Below are 17,602 nucleotides of genomic sequence, written 5' to 3' on the forward strand. Positions count from 1 at the left end.
CGGCTCCCGCACCGCCGGCCGGGTGGCCCGAAGGTCCCGATCCACCACCGCCGGCTCAGGGCGCGCCCACCCGGGCCGAAGCGGTCCGACGTGACCTCCGCGGGCTCCACCGCGGCGGCCCGGTGGACTGGAGCCCTGCGCGTGCCCTCTGCTTCCCTCGCCCGTCGTGCCGCCTCCTCCGCCGTCGCGGCTGCCCTGGCCGTCGGGACCCTGTCCGCCGTGGTCGTGGTCGGGACGGCCGCGACCGCCAGCGCCGCCACCACCGTCGACCTCGCGTACGCGCCGCTGACGTTCGACCACAGCGCGGGCAAGTTCACCGACGTCGTCGGCAACGGCAAGGCCAACGGCGACGTCGTCGTCTACAAGAACGTCGGCCCCGCAGGCAAGCCGGCCATCGACGCGGTCGTCACGACCACCCTGTCGGGGGCGGCGTTCCTGAACACCACGACCAGCTACGACGCTCCCGGCTCCGCGTCGACGGCTGCCGCGCCGTTCCAGGCCGACATCTCCACGAGCGGCACGAACGGCACGGCGCAGTTCACGTTCGCGTTCTACGCGGCCGGCACGTACACCCTCCCCGGCTCGGGCACGCCCGTCGTGCTGCGCAACGTCGCGGTCACGTCGATCGACCTCGACTCGTCGGGATCCGGCCTGCAGTTCACCGACTTCACCGGGTTCCAGGACTACACGATGATGTCCGCCGGGAACGGCGGGAAGATCACCGCACCGACCGCGCAGGGCGGCCAGCGCGTGCGGTTCCTCACCTCGGACACCAGCAACTCCAGCGCGATCCCGCAGGACCAGGTCGAGGTCGACTTCGACCGCCTGCAGCAGGTCAGCATCAGCGTGGGCGCGACCGCGACCTCGTCCACCAACTACTTCGGCCTGCTCTTCTCGCCCGCCGACTGGACCGGGGTGACGACGCCCACGCGGACCGCCAACCCGTACAACGTCGCGCCGACGACCACCAGCTCGACCTACTGGGTGCAGTCGGGGACGCCGACCGTGCTGCCCCGCAGCGCTTTCGGCACCTACGCGGACGCCGACGGCAACCCGATGGCGGGCGTCCGGATCCCGACCCTGCCGGCCAACGGCACCTTCCAGTACGACGGGAGCGGCACCTGGCAGCCCGTGACGGCGGGACAGCTCGTCTCCAGCGAGGACGTCGACGCCGGCCTGCTCCGCTTCTCCCCGGGAGCGGCCGCGAGCGTGGGGCCCGTCGGCTTCGTCGTCAACGACGGCCTCGCCGACAGCGCCGGCGGGACGACGCTGACGGTCGGCATCGCTGCACAGGGCCAAGCGATCACCTTCGCCGCGCCGCCCTCGACGGCGACGGGCCGCGCCTTCGCCTCCGGCGCGGTGGCCAGCTCGGGCCTGCCGGTCACGCTGACCAGCAGCACCAACGGGATCTGCACCGCCAGCGGCAGCACCATCACGACGATCGCCACCGGGACCTGCACGGTGCAGGCGGACCAGGCCGGCAGCGCGTCGTACGCCACCGCCGTCCCCGTCACGCGGTCCTTCCAGGTCGTCGCCCCCGTCGCGCAGACGGTGACCTTCACCCAGCCGACCGACAAGGTCCTCACCACCGGCCCGCTCCTCTTCGCCTCCGGCGCCACGGCGTCGTCCGGCCTGCCGGTCACCCTGACCTCGCTGACCCCCGCGGTGTGCTCGACCAGCGCGCAGGCCATCAGCGCCGACGCGGCCGGTACCTGCACGGTGCAGGCCTCGCAGGCCGGGGACGCGACCCGGACGGCGGCGACCCCCGTCAGCCGCTCGTTCGCGGTCACCGCGACGACCTGGACGGTGACCTACTCGGCCAACGGCGGCACGGGTTCTGTGGCCTCCGGCACCTTCTCCGCGGGCGGCTCGACTCCCGTCGCTGCCGGCACCGGACTGGGCCGTGCGGGGTACCGCTTCGCCGGCTGGAACACCGCCGCGGCCGGCACGGGCACGGCGTACGCCGCCGGCAGCACGTACGCCGTGGCCGCCGACGCGACGCTCTACGCCCAGTGGGTCCAGCAGGTCACCGTGGCCTACTCGGCCAACGGCGGCACCGGCAGCGTCACCAGCGACACCGTGGACGTCGGGTCGGCGACCACCATCCGCTCCGGGGCGCCGCTGAGCCGCACCGGCTCGGTCTTCACCGGCTGGAGCACCACGCCCTCCGGTCCGGGCACGGCCCGCGCCGTCGGCTCGAGCTTCACGCCGGTCGCCAGCACGACGCTGTACGCGCGGTGGAACGCCACCCCGGTCGTCACCGGCGGCACCACGCAGACCATCGCGCTGCACGGCACCCCCGGCGCCGTCACCGCGACCGACGCGGACGGCGACCCGCTCACCTTCTCGGCGACCGGACCCCTGCCGGCCGGCCTCGCGCTCGGCTCCGACGGGACCTTCACCGGCACCGCCACCCTCGCCGGCACGTACGTCGCCACGCTCAGCGTCGACGACGGCCGCACGGGCGGGCTCGCCACCGCGCCGCTCACGATCGTCGTGAGCGCCGCCCCCGGCGCCCCGGGAACCGCGCCGGACGACGTGCGCACGCCCGCCGGCGCCCCGGTCACGGTCCCGGTGCTCGCCAACGACACCGACCCCTCGGGCTGGGCCCTGTCGGTCACGTCGGTCGCGCCCGCCGCGCACGGCACCCCTACGCTCACCAGTGGCGTCGTGACGTACGCGCCGCAGCCCGGCTGGTCCGGCACGGACGCCTTCACCTACACGATCGGCGACGGGCACGGCGGGGTGGCCGTGGGCACCGTCACGGTCACGGTGACGCCGGTCGCCGTCGCGGACACCGCCACCACCACCGGCACCGCGCCGGTGGAGGTCGCCGTGCTCGGCAACGACGCCGGCACGCTCGACCCGACGACGGTGCGCATCCTCACCCCGCCGGCGCACGGCACCACCACGGTGCTCGCCTCCGGCCGGGTCGCGTACGCCGCGGCTCCGGGCTTCGCCGGCACCGACACCTTCGGCTACGACGCGGCGGACGCCGCGGGCTCACGGACCGCGAGCACCGTCGCCGTCACTGTGCAGGCGCCGGCCCCCGCGCCCGCCGCCCCGCTCGCGTCCACCGGCACGGGCACCGCGACGCAGACCCGGACGGTGCCCGTGCCCTCGGGCGGCTCGGTGGCCCTGCTCGACGCGGCGGGGACCACCGTCAGCCGGGTCGAGCGGCCGGGCGAGGGCACCTACCTGCTCGATCCCGGGACCGGCACGATCAGCTTCGTCCCCGCCGCCGGCTTCGTGGGGACCGCAGGCGGCGTGGGCTTCCGCGTGGTGGACGCGTACGGCCAGGCGCTCGACGCGACCTACGTGCCCACCGTCACGGCGGCACCCGCGGCACCAGCGGCACCCGTGGCACCCGCGGGTCCCGCGGCTCCGGCCCCGGCTCCCGCGCCGCCCACTGGTGGCGCCGGACCGGCTGCGCCGCAGCAGCCCTCGCCGCGCGCGGCCACCAGCGCGCCGAGGCTGCGCGTGCTGACGGCCGTCGCCGGAGGCGGCACGGTCCCGGTGCAGTGCAGCGTCTCCGACGCGCAGATCGCCCGCTGCTCCGTCGTCCTGCGCACCACGGTGTCGGGACGCCAGGTCGTCGTCGGGAGCGGCTCCGTCGCGCTGCCAGCGGCCGCTGCCGCGCAGGCGGTCACCGTGCCGGTGCAGCTGACCCCGCTGGGGCGCACCCTGGCCGCGCAGCCGGGAGGACAGCCGCTGGTGATCGCGACGTCCGTCACCCCGCGCGACGGCGGGCCCGCGCTAGCGGCGCGCGCTGTCACGAGGGTGGTCGCCAAGCACGTCGTCGCGGTGCGGCCGGTCTTCTTCGCGACCGACAGCTGGGCGATCTCCCCGGCGGACCGGCACTACCTCGACCGGCTCCGCACGCAGCTCGACGGCGTGACGAGCGTGCGGTGCGTCGGGTCGACGGACTCGCGCAACACCGACACGTACAACACGCACCTGGGCCAGCGGCGGGCGGCGGCGGTGTGCGCGTACCTGCTGCGGGGGCGCGACGTGTCGCACATCGCGGTCACCACGGGCGAGAGCGCGCCGAAGGCGACGAACACCACGCCGGCCGGCATGGCCTACAACAGGCGCACGGACATCGCGCTCGACTACTGAGGCCGGCGCCCGGCCGTCGCGCTACTTCGCGACGGCCGGGGCGTCCACCAGCACCGCGTCGATGAGCGTCGCCGCCCAGTCGAGCAGCGCGGTGTCCCGGAGCGGCTGCCCACCGACGCGCGCCGTCGTCGGCCGCGGCACGAGGATCTGCTGCACCGCAGGCTTGACGAGCGTCTTCGGGTAGAGCCGCTGGAGCCGCATGACCCGGCTCTCCGGCAGGTCGACCGGCCCGAAGCGCACCGACGTCCCCTGCAGCGCGACGTCGCGCAAGCCGGCCGCGCGTGCCTTCGTGCGGAAAGCGGCCACGGCCAGCAGGTTCTCGACCGGCTCGGGCAGCACGCCGTAGCGGTCGGTCAGCTCCGCCCGCACCGCAGCGATGTCGTCGGCGGACGCCGCCTCCGCGATCTTCCGGTACGCCTCGAGCCGCAGCCGCTCCCCCGGCACGTAGTCGTGCGGCAGGTGCGCGTCGATGGGCAGCTCGACCCTGACCTCGGCGGGCGCGGTGTCGCCCTCGCCCTTGAACTCCGCGACCGCCTCGCCGACGAGCCGGACGTAGAGGTCGAAGCCGACGTCCGCGATGTGGCCGGACTGCTCGCCGCCGAGCAGGTTGCCGGCTCCGCGGATCTCGAGGTCCTTCATGGCCACGCGCATGCCGGCACCGAGGTCGCTGTTCTGCGCGATGGTCGCGAGCCGGTCGTGGGCGGTCTCCGTCAGCGGCTTCTCCGGCGGGTAGAGGAAGTACGCGTACGCCCGCTCCCGCCCGCGGCCCACGCGCCCGCGGAGCTGGTGCAGCTGGGACAGTCCGAGCGTGTCACCGCGCTCGACGATGAGCGTGTTGGCGTTGGAGATGTTGAGGCCGGACTCGACGATCGTGGTGCACACCAGCACGTCCACGCGCCGCTCCCAGAAGTCGAGCACGACCTGCTCGAGGGCGTGCTCGTTCATCTGGCCGTGCGCGAAGGCGATCCTCGCCTCGGGCACGAGGTCGCGCAGCCGCGAGACCGCGCGGTCGATCGACTCGACGCGGTTGTGGATGTAGAAGACCTGGCCCTCGCGCAGGAGCTCGCGGCGGATCGCCGCCGAGATCTGCTTCTCGTCGTAGGCACCGACGTAGGTGAGCACCGGGTGGCGCTCCTCCGGCGGGGTCAGGATCGTCGACATCTCGCGGATGCCGGTGATGGACATCTCCAGCGTGCGCGGGATCGGCGTCGCCGACATCGTGAGCACGTCCACGTTGGTGCGCAGCTGCTTGAGCTTCTCCTTGTGCTCGACGCCGAAGCGCTGCTCCTCGTCGACGATCACCAGGCCGAGGTCCTTGAACCGCACCTCACCGGAGATCAGCCGGTGGGTGCCGATGACGACGTCGACCGAGCCGTCGGCGACCGCGGCCTTCACGGCCTCGGCCTCCTTGTCGGTCTGGAAGCGCGACAGCGCCTTCACCACGACGGGGAAGCCCGCGTAGCGCTCGGCGAACGTCGAGAAGTGCTGCTGCACCAGCAGGGTCGTCGGCACGAGGACCGCGACCTGCTTGCCGTCCATCACCGCCTTGAAGGCGGCGCGTACGGCGATCTCGGTCTTGCCGTAGCCGACGTCGCCGCAGACGACGCGGTCCATGGGGACCGTGCGCTCCATGTCGCGCTTGACCTCGTCGATGGTCGACATCTGGTCGGGCGTCTCGGTGTAGGGGAACGCGTCCTCGAGCTCGCGCTGCCACGGGGTGTCCGGCCCGAAGGCGTGGCCCGGCGTGGCCATGCGCGCGGAGTAGAGCTTGATGAGCTCGGAGGCGATCTCGCGGACCGCCTTGCGCGCGCGGCCCTTGCGCTTCTGCCAGTCGGCGCCGCCCATGCGGTCGAGGGCGGGCTGCTCGCCGCCGACGTAGCGGGTCACCTGGTCGAGCTGGTCGGTGGGCACGAACAGCTTGTCGCCGGGGCCGCCGCGCTTCGAGGGGGCGTACTCGATGACGAGGTACTCGCGCGTCGCGCCCTGGACGGTGCGCTGCACCATCTCGACGTAGCGGCCGACGCCGTGCTGCTCGTGCACCACCGGGTCGCCCGGCCGCAGCTGCAGCGGGTCGACCTGGTTGCGCCGGCGCGACGGCATGCGCCGCATGTCCTTGGTCGAGGTGCGCTGCCCGGCGATGTCGGTCTCGGTGAGCACCGCGAGCTTGAGCGCCGAGGACACGAGCCCGTGCTCGATGCAGCCCGTCGCGACCTCGGCGACGCCCGCGTCGGGAGCAGCGTCGAGCGAGGGGTCCAGGCGCGCGGGGATCCCCGCCTCCTTGAGCCGCTCGACCGTGCGCTCGGCCGGGCCGTGGCCCTCGGTGACGAGCACGACGCGCCAGCCCTCGCCGAGCCAGCCCTTGACGTCCGCGAGGGCGCGCTGCGTGTCGCCGCGGTAGCCCTCGACGGCCTTCGCGCCCACCGGCAGCACGTCGCCGTCGTCGTCGAGCAGCTCGAGGTCGGTCTCGAACGGCGTCATGGTCCACCACGGGCGGCCCGCCGCGAGCGTCGCGCTGCGGACCTCCGCGAGGTCGCGCAGGGACGAGGCCCCGAGGTCGATCGGCGCCTCGCCGCCGCTCGCGGCCGTCGCCCACGACGCCTCGAGGAACTCCTGGGAGGTCGCGACGAGGTCGGCCGCGCGGGTGCGCACGCGCTCCGGGTCGCACACCACGACGAACGCGCCGGCGGGCAGCGCCTCGGGCAGCAGCTGGAGGTCGTCGACGAGGACCGGGATGAGCGCCTCCATGCCCTCGACGGCGGTGCCGTCGGCGAGCTTGTCGAGGACCTCGGCGAGCGAGGGGTGCTCGGCGAGCAGCACGCGCGCCCGCTCCTGCACCTCGGGGGTCAGCAGCAGCTCGCGGCAGGGCGGCGCCCAGAGCCCGTGCTCGGCCACCTCGAGCGAGCGCTGGTCGGCGACCTTGAACCAGCGCACCTCCTCGACGGTGTCGCCCCAGTACTCCACGCGGAGCGGGTGCTCCTCGGTCGGCGGGAAGACGTCGAGGATCCCGCCGCGGACCGCGAACTCGCCGCGCTTCTCGACCATGTCGACGCGGGAGTACGCCGCTCCCACCAGCCGCTCGACCGTCTCCTCGAGCCCGGTCTCGTCACCGGGGCGCAGCCGGACGGGCTCGAGGTCGCCGAGCCCGCGGACCATCGGCTGCAGCAGCGAGCGCACCGGCGCGACGACCACGCGCAGCGGGCCGGTCGACGGGTCGTCGGGCGAGGGGTGGGCGAGGCGGCGCAGGACGGCGAGGCGCTGGCCGACGGTGTCGCTGCGCGGGGAGAGCCGCTCGTGCGGCAGCGTCTCCCACGCCGGGAAGAGCGCGACGTCCTCGGGGCGCAGCAGCGAGCCGAGCGCGGTGACGAGGTCCTCCGCCTCGCGGCCCGTGGCGGTGACGGCGAGCACCGTGCGGCCGGCGCCGACCGGCGCGTCCGCGGCGAGCGCGGAGACGAGGAAGGGGCGCACCGGCGACGGCGCGGCGACCTCGAGCTCGGGGGACGCGCCCTCGCGCGCCTCCCGCACGGCGCGCGCCAGCGCCGGCTCGGTCCCCACGACCGCCAACAGGCCAGACAGGCTCACGCTCGCTCCTCGCGGACAGCCGGACGACCCCCGGACGCGGCTTCGTCGGGGGGTGCCTCCAGCGTACGGCGGGAGCGGCGACCGGGCCCGGCCGCGCACCTCCGGCGGCGTCAGCGCGGCAGCTCGGCCCAGACCACCTTGCCGCCGGGGACGGCGAGCACTCCCCACGCGGAGCACGTCGCGGACACCAGCGCGAGGCCGCGCCCGCTCTCCCCCAGCCCGCCGGGCGCGCCGACGCGGGCCAGGGCCACCGCCGCGACGAGGCGGTCGTCGGCCGGTACGCGGTCCTCCACCTCGACCCGGAGCACCCCGGGCTCGAGCACCGCGCGCACGCAGCAGTCGCCGCCCGCGTGCACCGCGGCGTTGGCGAGCAGCTCGGCGGCGACGAGCGCGGCGTCGTGGAGGTCGACGGGGCTGCCGGCCCGGCGCAGCGCGGCGAGCAGCTGGCCACGGAGGGCGTGCGCGCCCTCCAGCCCGATCTGCACGCGCAGGGCGAGCAGGACGCCAGGCGGCGGCGGGAGCGGAGCGAGGGTCATGCTGCTCACGCGGTCCGCGCGCGGCGGCTGCGCGGGCGCGCCGCGGCGCGCTGCTCCTCGGTGCTGCCGCCCCAGACCCCGGAGCCGCAGTCGGAGGCAACGGCCCAGGCGAGGCAGTCGGCCGCCACCGGGCAGCGCCGGCACAGGGCGAGCGCCCTGGCCTCGCGGGCCCGGCGCTCCTCGTCGCCCTCCTTCGCCACGACCGGCGGGAAGAAGACGGCGTGCTGACCGGCGCACGGCGTGGTGGTGCCGAGGTCGAGGAACGAGGGCAGCACGGACATCGGGACTCCAGCGGGTGACGAGGTGTCCACGAAGAGTGGTCGACGGTAGGTGACAGGAGGATGAGGAGCGCGTGGACGGCCGGAGGACGACCTGGTCGGCCCCACGAGGGCGTGCCGAGGATCCGGATCGTGCTGCGACGACCGGTGCACCCTGCCGCTCCCCGGGCCGGGCGTCGGGCCCGGCTCGCTCACGCTCGGCTCCGACGGCCACCTCTGGTACGCGACGAAGGACCCCGCCACCGGGCACGCGATCCTCGACCGCGTCGAGGACGACCTCAGCAGCACGGCGTACGACCTCGGGCCCCGCACCCTCACCGACCTCACCGCCGGCCCGGACGGCGCCCTCTGGTTCGTCGACGCCGGACTGGACCAGGTGGGGCGCATCGCCCTGCCCGTGGCGTCGACGGCCGACCCCGGCACCCCGCCCGTCACGACGCCGCCGGTCACGGGCCCGCCCGTCACGAGCCCGCCGCCCGCCCCGCGCGTCTCGCTCTGCGCCGTCTCGACCCACGGCTCGTGCCGCTCGACGGTGGGCGCCCGGGCGGTGCGGGTCGCGGCCCGGCTCGACCGGCGCGCGACGCTCACCCTGTCGGTCCAGGCACCCGCGGCCCGCGGGAAGCGGGCGACGAAGCCCGTGCGGGTGCTCTCGCGGACCGCTGCCCGCGGGACGACCGTGCTCAGCTGGGACCGCCGGGTCGGCCGCCGCGCCGCCGGCCACGGCACGTGGACGCTCGTGGTCACGGCCACGGCCGGCGGCCGGTCGACGACCGCGCGGCTGCGCGTACGGCTGTAGGACGACGGCCGAGCGGGGAGCAGTAGGGTTCCGTCGAGCCGGACAGCGCCGTCCACCCGCCGCCCCGCCCCTCCGGGCAGGGTGCCCGCCCACGAGGAGGAGCCCGCGGTGACCGCTGCCCCTGCCGTCGACACCGACGAGATCCCCGCCGAGCTGCGCGCCGACATCCGCGTCCTCGGCCGGCTGCTCGGCGAGACCCTCGTGCGGCAGGAGGGCGAGGAGCTGCGCGACCTCGTCGAGCGGGTGCGCCACCTGGCCCGCGAGGACGGGACCGCCGCCGCCGAGCTGCTGGCCACGCTCGACGTGCACACCGCAGCGCTGCTCGCCCGCGCGTTCTCCATGTTCTTCCACCTCACCAACGTCGCCGAGCAGGTCCACCGGACCCGCCAGTTGCGCCGCGAGCGCGCCGAGCTCGGCGGCTGGCTGCACCGCGCGGTCGACGCGATCGACGCCGCCGGCGTCCCGCGCGAGGAGCTCGGCGAGCTCGTCGCGCACCTCTCGGTCCGTCCGGTGTTCACCGCGCACCCGACCGAGGCCGCCCGGCGCACCGTGCTCACCAAGCTGCGCCGCATCGGCGAGCTCGTCGAGCGCGAGGACTGGCGCGACGACCCGCGCACCGTGCGCCGGCTCGCCGAGCTCATCGACCTGCTCTGGCAGAGCGACGAGCTGCGCTCCGAGCGCCCCGAGGTCATCGACGAGGCGCGCAACGCCGTCTACTACCTCTCCGAGCTGTTCGCCATCGCCGTGCCCGACGTGCTCGAGGAGCTCGTCGACGAGCTCGCCCGGGTCGACGTCGACCTGCCGCTGTTCGCCAAGCCGCTGACGTTCGGCTCCTGGATCGGCGGCGACCGCGACGGCAACCCCAACGTGACCCCGGGCGTCACCTTCGACGTCTTCCTCCTCCAGCACGAGCACGCGCTGCGCGGCGCGGCCGAGGAGGTCGACCAGCTGCGCGCCGAGCTCTCCTCCAACGCGCGCATCGCCGGCGTCACCCCCGAGCTCGAGGCCAGCCTCGCCGCCGACCTCGAGAAGCTGCCGGAGGTGCCGCCGCGCTACCGCCGGCTCAACCAGCAGGAGCCGTACCGCCTCAAGCTCACCTGCATCCGCGAGAAGATCGCCGCGACCCGGCGGCGGCACGCGGCGGGCAGCCCGCACGTCCCCGGCCGCGACTACGCCGGCACCCAGGAGCTCATCGACGACCTCGTCGTCGTCCGCGAGTCGCTGCTCGCGCACAAGGGCGCGCTCATCGCGCACGGCCGGCTCGAGCGCCTCATCCGCACGCTCGAGGCCTTCGGCCTCCACCTCGCCACCTTGGACGTGCGCGAGCACTCCGAGGCCCACCACATGGCCCTGGGCCAGCTGTTCGACCGGCTCCAGGAGCCCGGCGCCCCGGCGTACGCCGCGCTCGCGCAGCCCGAGCGGCAGGCCCTGCTCTCGGCCGAGCTGGGCAGCCGCCGCCCGCTCGCGCCGACGCCCCCTCCGCTCGACGCCGCCGGGGCCCGGGTCTTCGCGGTGTTCCAGACCGTCGCCGACGTGCTCGACCGCTTCGGCCCCGCCGTCGTCGAGTCGTACATCATCTCGATGACCCACCACGCCGACGACGTCTTCGCCGCCGTGCTGCTCGCCCGCGAGGCCGGGCTGGTCGACCTCCCGGGCGGCGTCGCCCGCATCGGCTTCGTCCCGCTGCTCGAGACCGGCGAGGAGCTCAAGGCCGCCGACCGCATCCTCGACGAGCTGCTCTCCGACCCGTCCTACCGCCGGCTGGTCGAGCTGCGCGGCGATGTGCAGGAGGTCATGCTCGGCTACTCCGACTCCAGCAAGGACGCCGGCATCGCCGCGTCCCAGTGGGGGATCCACCGCGCCCAGCGCCGGCTGCGCGACACCGCGCGCCGCCACGGCGTACGCCTCCGGCTCTTCCACGGCCGCGGCGGCACCGTCGGGCGCGGCGGCGGCCCGACCTACGACGCGATCCTCGCGCAGCCCTGGGGCACGCTCGACGGCGAGATCAAGCTGACCGAGCAGGGCGAGGTCATCAGCGACAAGTACCTCCTGCCGTCGCTGGCCCGCGAGAACCTCGAGCTCACCCTCGCCGCCACCCTCACCGCGACCGTGCTGCACCGCGAGTCGCGGGTCCAGCCGGGCGTGCTGGAGAGCTACGACGCCGTCATGGACCTGCTCGCCGGGGCGGCCGAGGACACCTACCGCCGGCTGACGCGCGGGCCGGAGCTGGCGACGTACTTCGCGCAGTCCACGCCCGTCGAGATGCTCGGCGACCTCAACATCGGCTCGCGCCCCTCCCGCCGGCCCTCCGCCGACGCCGGGCTCTCCGCCCTGCGCGCCATCCCGTGGGTGTTCGGCTGGACCCAGACCCGGCAGATCGTCCCCGGCTGGTACGGCGTGGGCACCGGCCTCGCCGCCGCGCGCGAGGCCGGCCACGGCGCCGCGCTGCAGGAGATGTGGCAGGAGTGGGACTTCTTCCGCAACTTCCTCAGCAACGTCGAGATGACGCTGGTCAAGACCGACCTGCGCATCGCCCGGCACTACATCGACTCCCTCGTCGAGCCCGGGCTGCGCGGCATCTTCGACGACATCGTCGCCGAGCACGAGCGGACCGTCGCCGAGGTGCTGCGCGTCACCGGGGAGTCGCAGCTGCTCGGGGCCAACCCGACCCTGCTGCGCACGCTGCAGGTCCGCGACGCGTACCTCGACCCGATCTCCTACCTCCAGGTCTCGCTGCTGGAGCGGGCCCGCGCGGCGGGCGACGCGGTCGACCCCGAGCTGCGGCGCGCGCTGCTGCTCACCGTCAACGGCGTCGCGGCGGGGCTGCGCAACACCGGCTGAGCCGGGTCCGACCAGCGGACGGGGGGAGGCGGGCGTTGATCAGCCGAGCCCCGGTCGGCAGACTGGCGCGCGTGGAGGAGTTCGGCGCGGCCGTGCGCCAGCTGCGGGAGGCGACGGCCCCCGAGTCCGTCGGGCTGCGGCCGGGCGGACGGCGCACGAGCGGGCTGCGGCGCGAGGAGCTCGGGGAGCTCGCCGGGATGTCGGCCGACTACGTCCGTCGCCTGGAGCAGGGCCGCAGCCACCCCTCGATCGGCGTCGTCGACGCGATCGCGCGAGCGTTGCACGCCGGGCGTGCGGACTACGAGCGGCTCTGCGCGCTCGCGGGGTACGCCGCGGCGGCCGGACAGGTGCCCACCACGGTCGGCCCCGGCGCCACCCGGCTGCTCGAGCGCTTCCCCGGCACCCCGATGTTCGTCTCCGACGCCGCGATGAACCTCGTCGCGGTCAACAGCGCGTTCCTCGCCCTCGGGCACTGGGACCTCCCCGGCGACGCCTGGGACTGGAACATCGCGTGGCGCACGTTCTGCAGCCCCTTCAGCGCCTTCCAGCAGTCGGACGCGGACGCGACCGACCACGAGGCGGTCCTCGTCGCGCAGCTGCGGAGCACCGCCCTGCGCTACCCCCGCGACACCGCGCTCGCCGCGCTGCTCGACGAGCTGCGCACGCGCAGCCGCCGTTTCGACGGCCTCTGGCGGTCGCCGCGGCCCGTCGACGCCTACGAGAGCAGCGCGACGTTCGTCCACCCCGACGGGGAGTCCGTCACGCTGCTCGGGAACCTCGTCGCCATCCCCGGCGACGACCTCGCGGCGCTCATGCTGACCGCCGCGCCCGGCTCCGCGGACGCCGCCCGGCTCGCCGAGGTGGTCGGGGCCGCGGAGGGCCCGGCGGTGCTGGAGGTGGGCCAGTCCGGCCCAGGATGAGAGCGCGCGGACCTGCGACGGTGGGGATGTCCCCGGGACCGAGCGGCGGTCCTGGCCCCAGCGAGAGCAGGTCCAGCCATGAAGGCAGTGCGCTTCCACGAGTTCGGCGGCCCCGAGGTCCTCCGCTACGAGGACGCCGAGCAGCCCGTCCCCGGCCCCGGGCAGGTCCGCCTCCGGGTGGCCGCCACCTCGTTCAACGGCGTCGACGGCACCATCCGCGCCGGGTCCATGCAGGGCCCGATCCCCGTCGAGCTGCCGCACACCCCGGGCATCGACGTCGCCGGCACGGTCGACGCGCTCGGCCCGGACGTCGAGGGCGTCGCCGTGGGCGACGAGGTCGTCGGCTTCCTGCCGATGACCGCCCCCGGAGCTGCCGCCGAGTACGTCCTCGCCCCCGCCGAGGTGCTGACCGGCGCACCGAAGGGCATCCCGCTGGCCGACGCCGCGGCGCTGCCGCTCGTCGGGCTGACGGCGTGGCAGGCGCTGTTCGACCACGGCGGACTCACGGCGGGGCAGCGGGTCCTCGTCAACGGCGCGGGCGGCGCCGTCGGCGGGTACGCCGTCCAGCTCGCGAAGGAGGCCGGCGCCACCGTCATCGCCACGGCCAGCCCGCGCAGCGCGGACAGGGTGCGCAGCGCCGGCGCCGACGAGGTCGTCGACCACACCGCGACGCCTGTGACGGAGGCCGTGACCGAGCCCGTCGACCTCGTGCTCAACCTCGCGCCGGTCGCGCCCGAGCAGCTGGCCGCCCTGACCTCGCTGGTGCGCGACGGCGGGCGGCTCGTCAACACGACGGTGTGGATGCCCGCCCCGTCCGACGAGGCGCGCGGGGTGCAGGGCATCGACCTGTACGTCCGCAGCGACGCCGACCAGCTCGCCGACCTCGTCGCGCGGGTGAGCACGGGCGAGCTCGTCGTCGACGTGGCCGAGCGCGTGGCCCTCGCCGAGCTGCCCGCCCTGCACGTCCGCGCCGCCGCCGGTGAGCTGCCCGGCAAGGTCGTCGTCGTCGCCCCGACCGCCTGACCGCCCGCCCGCCCCGGGGTCGTCACTCCCTGCGTCCGTTCGGGTGCCCGGAAGTCCGGACACCAGGCAACGGCCGGTGCCCCGCCGCTACTGTGAGCGATGACGCGGGCGACGCGCCAGCGCAGACGAGAGGTCCCGTAGTGAGCGAGAGCGCTGCCACGGCTGGAGCCGACGCCGCCGACATCCCCGTCGTCATCCTCTGCGGTGGCATGGGCACCCGCCTCCGCGAGGCGAGCGAGCACCTGCCCAAGCCCATGGTCGACATCGGCGGCAAGCCGATCCTGTGGCACATCATGAAGACCTACGCCCACCACGGGCACCGGCGCTTCGTGCTGTGCCTGGGCTACAAGTCCGACACCATCAAGCGCTACTTCCTCGAGTACCGCCTCCAGGCCAGCGACTTCACGCTCCACCTCGGTGGCGACAACGAGCCCGTCGTCCACGAGAGCCAGGTCGAGGAGGACTGGGAGATCACGTTCGTCGACACCGGTGTGACGACCTACACCGAGGCGCGGCTCGCGCGAGTGGCCAACCACCTCGTCGACGCCGAGCGCTTCATGCTCACCTACGGTGACGGCGTCGCGGACGTCGACGTCAGCGCGCTGCTGCAGCACCACCTCGCGGCCGGGCGCCTCGCCACCGTGACCGCGGTCCACCCGTCGAGCCGCTACGGCGAGATCAAGGTCGACCTCGAGTCCTCCAGCGTCACGGCCTTCGCCGAGAAGCCGACGGACACCGCGGGCTGGGTCAACGGCGGCTACTTCGTCTTCGAGCGCGAGGTGCTCGACAAGTACGTCGAGGACGACCCCGACTCGATGCTCGAGACGAGCACGCTGCCCCGCGTCACCGAGCAGGGCCAGCTCTCGATGTTCCAGCACGAGGGCTTCTGGATGGGCATGGACACCTTCCGCGACTACAAGGAGCTCAACGGGCTCTGGGACCGCGGCGTCGCGCCGTGGAAGGTCTGGGCGTGACCCTGCGGGTCCTCGCCCGGCAGGAGGCGCAGGCCGAGCTGGCGCTGCCCCGCTCGACCTACGACTACTACGCCGGCGGCTCGGGCGAGGAGATCACCCTCGAGTCCAACCTCGCCGGGTGGCGCGGCTACCGGCTGCGCCCCCGGGTGCTCCGCGACGTGGCCGAGGTCGACACCTCGACCGAGGTGCTGGGCACGCGGCTCGCGGCGCCCGTCGTCGTGGCGCCGAGCGCCCTGCACGGGCTGGCGCACCCGGACGGCGAGGTCGCGACCGCGGCAGGCACCGCCGACTCCGGGTCGCTGCTGTGCCTGTCCACCCGCTCCTCGGTGCCGCTGGAGGAGGTCGCGGCCGCCGGGTCGGGGGCGGACTGGTGGTTCCAGGTCTACGTCATGCGCGACCGCGAGCTGACCGAGGGTCTGGTGCGCCGGGCCGCCGCCCACGGCGCGAAGGCGCTCGTGCTCACCGGTGACACGCCGTACGTCGGGCTGAAGAAGCGCACGACCGAGGGCCTCTCGGTCGGCTCGCTGCACCTGGCCAACCTCGCCCAGCACGTGGCCGGCGGTGTCGTGGACCAGCGGGCGACCGAGCAGGACCCCGGCATCGGGCTCGACGTCATCGGGTGGCTGCACGAGGTCAGCGGGCTGCCCGTCGTCGTCAAGGGCGTGCTGCGCGGCGACGACGCGCGCGACTGCGTCAGCGCCGGGGCAGGCGGGGTGCTCGTGTCGAACCACGGCGGCCGCCAGCTCGACCGCGCGGTGCCCACGGCGCTCGCCCTGCCCGAGGTCGTCGAGGCGGTGGGCGCGGAGGTGCCGGTGCTCGTCGACGGCGGCGTGCGCACGGGCGTCGACGCCCTCGTCGCGCTCGGGCTGGGGGCCAGCGCGGTCCTGCTCGGCCGCCCGGTGCTCTGGGCGCTCGCCGCCGCCGGCCGCGCCGGCGTCACGCAGTGCCTCGACGCGGTGCGCGCCGACCTCGCACACGTGATGGCGCTGGCCGGCGCGCGCAGCGTGGCCGAGCTGCCCGAGGGCCTCGTCACCCGCTGACGGAGCCCGGGGTGGTGCCTCCGCGGAGCGGAGCGCTCCGTACCCCAGGACGGAGCGGAACGCTCCGCTCCCTCGAAGGGGACCACCCGCGCAGCTGCTCCGCGCTCAGTCGTTGAACTGCTGCTGCGCGCGCTCGAGGCCCTCGGTGACGAGGGCCTCGACGCAGTCCGCGGCGCGCTCGACCAGCAGGTCGAGCTCCTTGCGCTCGGTGCTCGACCACGGCTTCAGCACGAAGTCGGCCGGGTCCTGGCGCCCGGGCGGGCGCCCGATGCCGACGCGCACGCGGTAGAACTCCCCGCCGCCGAGCGAGCGGCGCAGCGACTTGAGCCCGTTGTGGCCGTTGTCACCCCCACCGAGCTTGCAGCGCAGGGCGGCGAAGGGCAGGTCGAGCTCGTCGTGCACGACGACCGTGCGCTCCACCGGGACGCCGTAGAAGTCGCGCAGGGCGGCCGCGGGGCCGCCCGACTCGTTCATGTACGTGTGCGGCTTGGCCAGCACGACCCGCAGGCTGCCGGGGCCGGCGATGCGGCCCTCGACGACGTCGGCCCGGACGCGGCGGGAGGCCCCGAAGCGCCCGCCCGCCCGCGCCGCGAGGGCGTCGACGACGAGGTAGCCCGCGTTGTGCCGGGTGGCGGCGTACTCCTCGCCGGGGTTGCCGAGCCCGATGACCAGCCAGGGCTCGGCAGCGCCGTCCGCCAGGGCTCAGCCCTCGGTGGCGGGAGCGGCGTCGGCCTCGGCCTCGGCGTCCGGGGTCTCGCGCACGACGCCGAGCTCGGCCTCGCTGGCCGAGGTCTCGGCGTCGAGCTGCTCGGCCGTGGTCTCGCCGATGACGCTGGCGACCAGGACCTCGCCGCCCTCGGCGAGCGTGGTGCCCTCGGGCAGCGAGAGGTCGCCGGCGTGCACCTGAGCGCCCACCTCGAGGCCCTCGACGCTGTACTCGACCGAGGTGGGGATCGCGGACGCGGAGGTCTCGACGGTGACCGTCTGGGTGTCGACGACGAGCGTGCCGCCACCGGCGACGTCGCCCGTGCTGTGCAGCGGGACGTCGACCGTGACCGTCTCGCCGCGGTTCACGACGACGAGGTCGACGTGCTCGATGTGGCCCTTGACGGCGTCGCGCTGGACGGCCTTCGGCAGGACCAGGACCGACTCGCCATCGAGGTCGAGGTCGAGCAGGACGTTGGCCGTCTTGAGCGCCAGCATGAGGTCGTGGCCCGGCAGGGCGACGTGGCGCGGGGCGAGGCCGTGGCCGTAGACGACGGCGGGCACCTGGTCGGCGCGGCGGGTGCGGCGGGCAGCGCCCTTGCCGAACTCGGTACGGGTCTGCGCGGAGATGCGGATCTCGGTCACGGGGCTGCTCCTGGGGTGTCGCTGGTCGGAGCCAGGGCAGGGAGCAGCGCGCTGCTCGTCGATGACGGATCTCGCGACACCAGTCTGAGCCGCACGGTCCCTCGCCGAGGCTGGTCGAGTCTAGACGATGCCGGCCCCTCGGCGCT

Annotated in this window: 12 protein-coding genes; 7 read left to right on the plus strand and 5 right to left on the minus strand. The window is 75.0% G+C overall.

Annotation, left to right across the window (positions count from 1 at the left end):
• Positions 1–141 precede the first annotated feature (141 nt).
• Complete coding sequence (locus EV189_RS13865; protein WP_130493516.1) at positions 142–4,119, plus strand: Ig-like domain-containing protein; 3,978 nt, start codon at positions 142–144, stop codon at positions 4,117–4,119.
• Between the two features lie 21 nt (positions 4,120–4,140).
• On the opposite strand, the gene mfd is transcribed toward EV189_RS13865, so the two are convergent.
• The 3 genes from mfd to EV189_RS13875 all read right to left on the minus strand — a co-directional run bounded on the left by mfd (position 4,141) and on the right by EV189_RS13875 (position 8,515).
• Positions 4,141–7,653 carry a transcription-repair coupling factor gene (gene mfd / locus EV189_RS13870; protein WP_407938145.1) on the minus strand — a complete coding sequence of 1,171 codons (3,513 nt, stop codon included), beginning with the start codon at positions 7,651–7,653 and terminating at the stop codon, positions 4,141–4,143.
• Positions 7,654–7,808: 155 nt separating this feature from the next.
• Positions 7,809–8,234 (minus strand): ATP-binding protein, encoded by a 426-nt coding sequence (locus tag EV189_RS20260; protein WP_165400302.1) that lies wholly within the window; start codon positions 8,232–8,234, stop codon positions 7,809–7,811.
• Between the two features lie 5 nt (positions 8,235–8,239).
• Positions 8,240–8,515 (minus strand): WhiB family transcriptional regulator, encoded by a 276-nt coding sequence (locus EV189_RS13875; RefSeq protein ID WP_130493517.1) that lies wholly within the window; start codon positions 8,513–8,515, stop codon positions 8,240–8,242.
• Positions 8,516–8,888: 373 nt separating this feature from the next.
• On the opposite strand from EV189_RS13875, the gene EV189_RS13880 reads away from it, so the two are divergent.
• From EV189_RS13880 to EV189_RS13905, 6 genes are all read left to right on the plus strand, one after another.
• Positions 8,889–9,308: a hypothetical protein gene (locus EV189_RS13880; protein ID WP_130493518.1), complete on the plus strand. Its 420-nt coding sequence runs from the start codon at positions 8,889–8,891 to the stop codon at positions 9,306–9,308.
• Positions 9,309–9,389: 81 nt separating this feature from the next.
• A complete protein-coding gene (gene ppc / locus EV189_RS13885) occupies positions 9,390–12,149 on the plus strand; it encodes a phosphoenolpyruvate carboxylase (RefSeq protein WP_130493519.1) in 2,760 nt (919 codons plus the stop codon).
• A 71-nt stretch (positions 12,150–12,220) separates the two neighbouring features.
• Entirely contained in the window at positions 12,221–13,069 is an 849-nt protein-coding gene (locus EV189_RS13890; protein WP_130493520.1) for a helix-turn-helix domain-containing protein, read from the plus strand.
• 78 nt (positions 13,070–13,147) lie between these two features.
• A complete protein-coding gene (locus EV189_RS13895) occupies positions 13,148–14,092 on the plus strand; it encodes an NADP-dependent oxidoreductase (RefSeq protein WP_130493521.1) in 945 nt (314 codons plus the stop codon).
• A 140-nt stretch (positions 14,093–14,232) separates the two neighbouring features.
• Positions 14,233–15,066 (plus strand): glucose-1-phosphate cytidylyltransferase, encoded by an 834-nt coding sequence (rfbF, locus tag EV189_RS13900; protein ID WP_231116379.1) that lies wholly within the window; start codon positions 14,233–14,235, stop codon positions 15,064–15,066.
• Positions 15,063–16,106, plus strand: a complete 1,044-nt coding sequence (locus EV189_RS13905) for an alpha-hydroxy acid oxidase (protein ID WP_231116380.1) — start codon at positions 15,063–15,065, stop codon at positions 16,104–16,106. The genes rfbF and EV189_RS13905 overlap by 4 nt, the downstream gene beginning before the upstream one ends.
• Before the next feature lie 105 nt (positions 16,107–16,211).
• Here EV189_RS13905 and pth read toward each other — a convergent pair whose 3' ends face one another.
• Positions 16,212–16,805: an aminoacyl-tRNA hydrolase gene (gene pth, locus EV189_RS13910; protein ID WP_130493522.1), complete on the minus strand. Its 594-nt coding sequence runs from the start codon at positions 16,803–16,805 to the stop codon at positions 16,212–16,214.
• Between the two features lie 3 nt (positions 16,806–16,808).
• Positions 16,809–17,456: a 50S ribosomal protein L25/general stress protein Ctc gene (locus EV189_RS13915; RefSeq protein ID WP_130493523.1), complete on the minus strand. Its 648-nt coding sequence runs from the start codon at positions 17,454–17,456 to the stop codon at positions 16,809–16,811.
• Positions 17,457–17,602: the final 146 nt, after the last annotated feature.

This window comes from Motilibacter rhizosphaerae (genome assembly GCF_004216915.1).
GTDB lineage: Bacteria > Actinomycetota > Actinomycetes > Motilibacterales > Motilibacteraceae > Motilibacter > Motilibacter rhizosphaerae.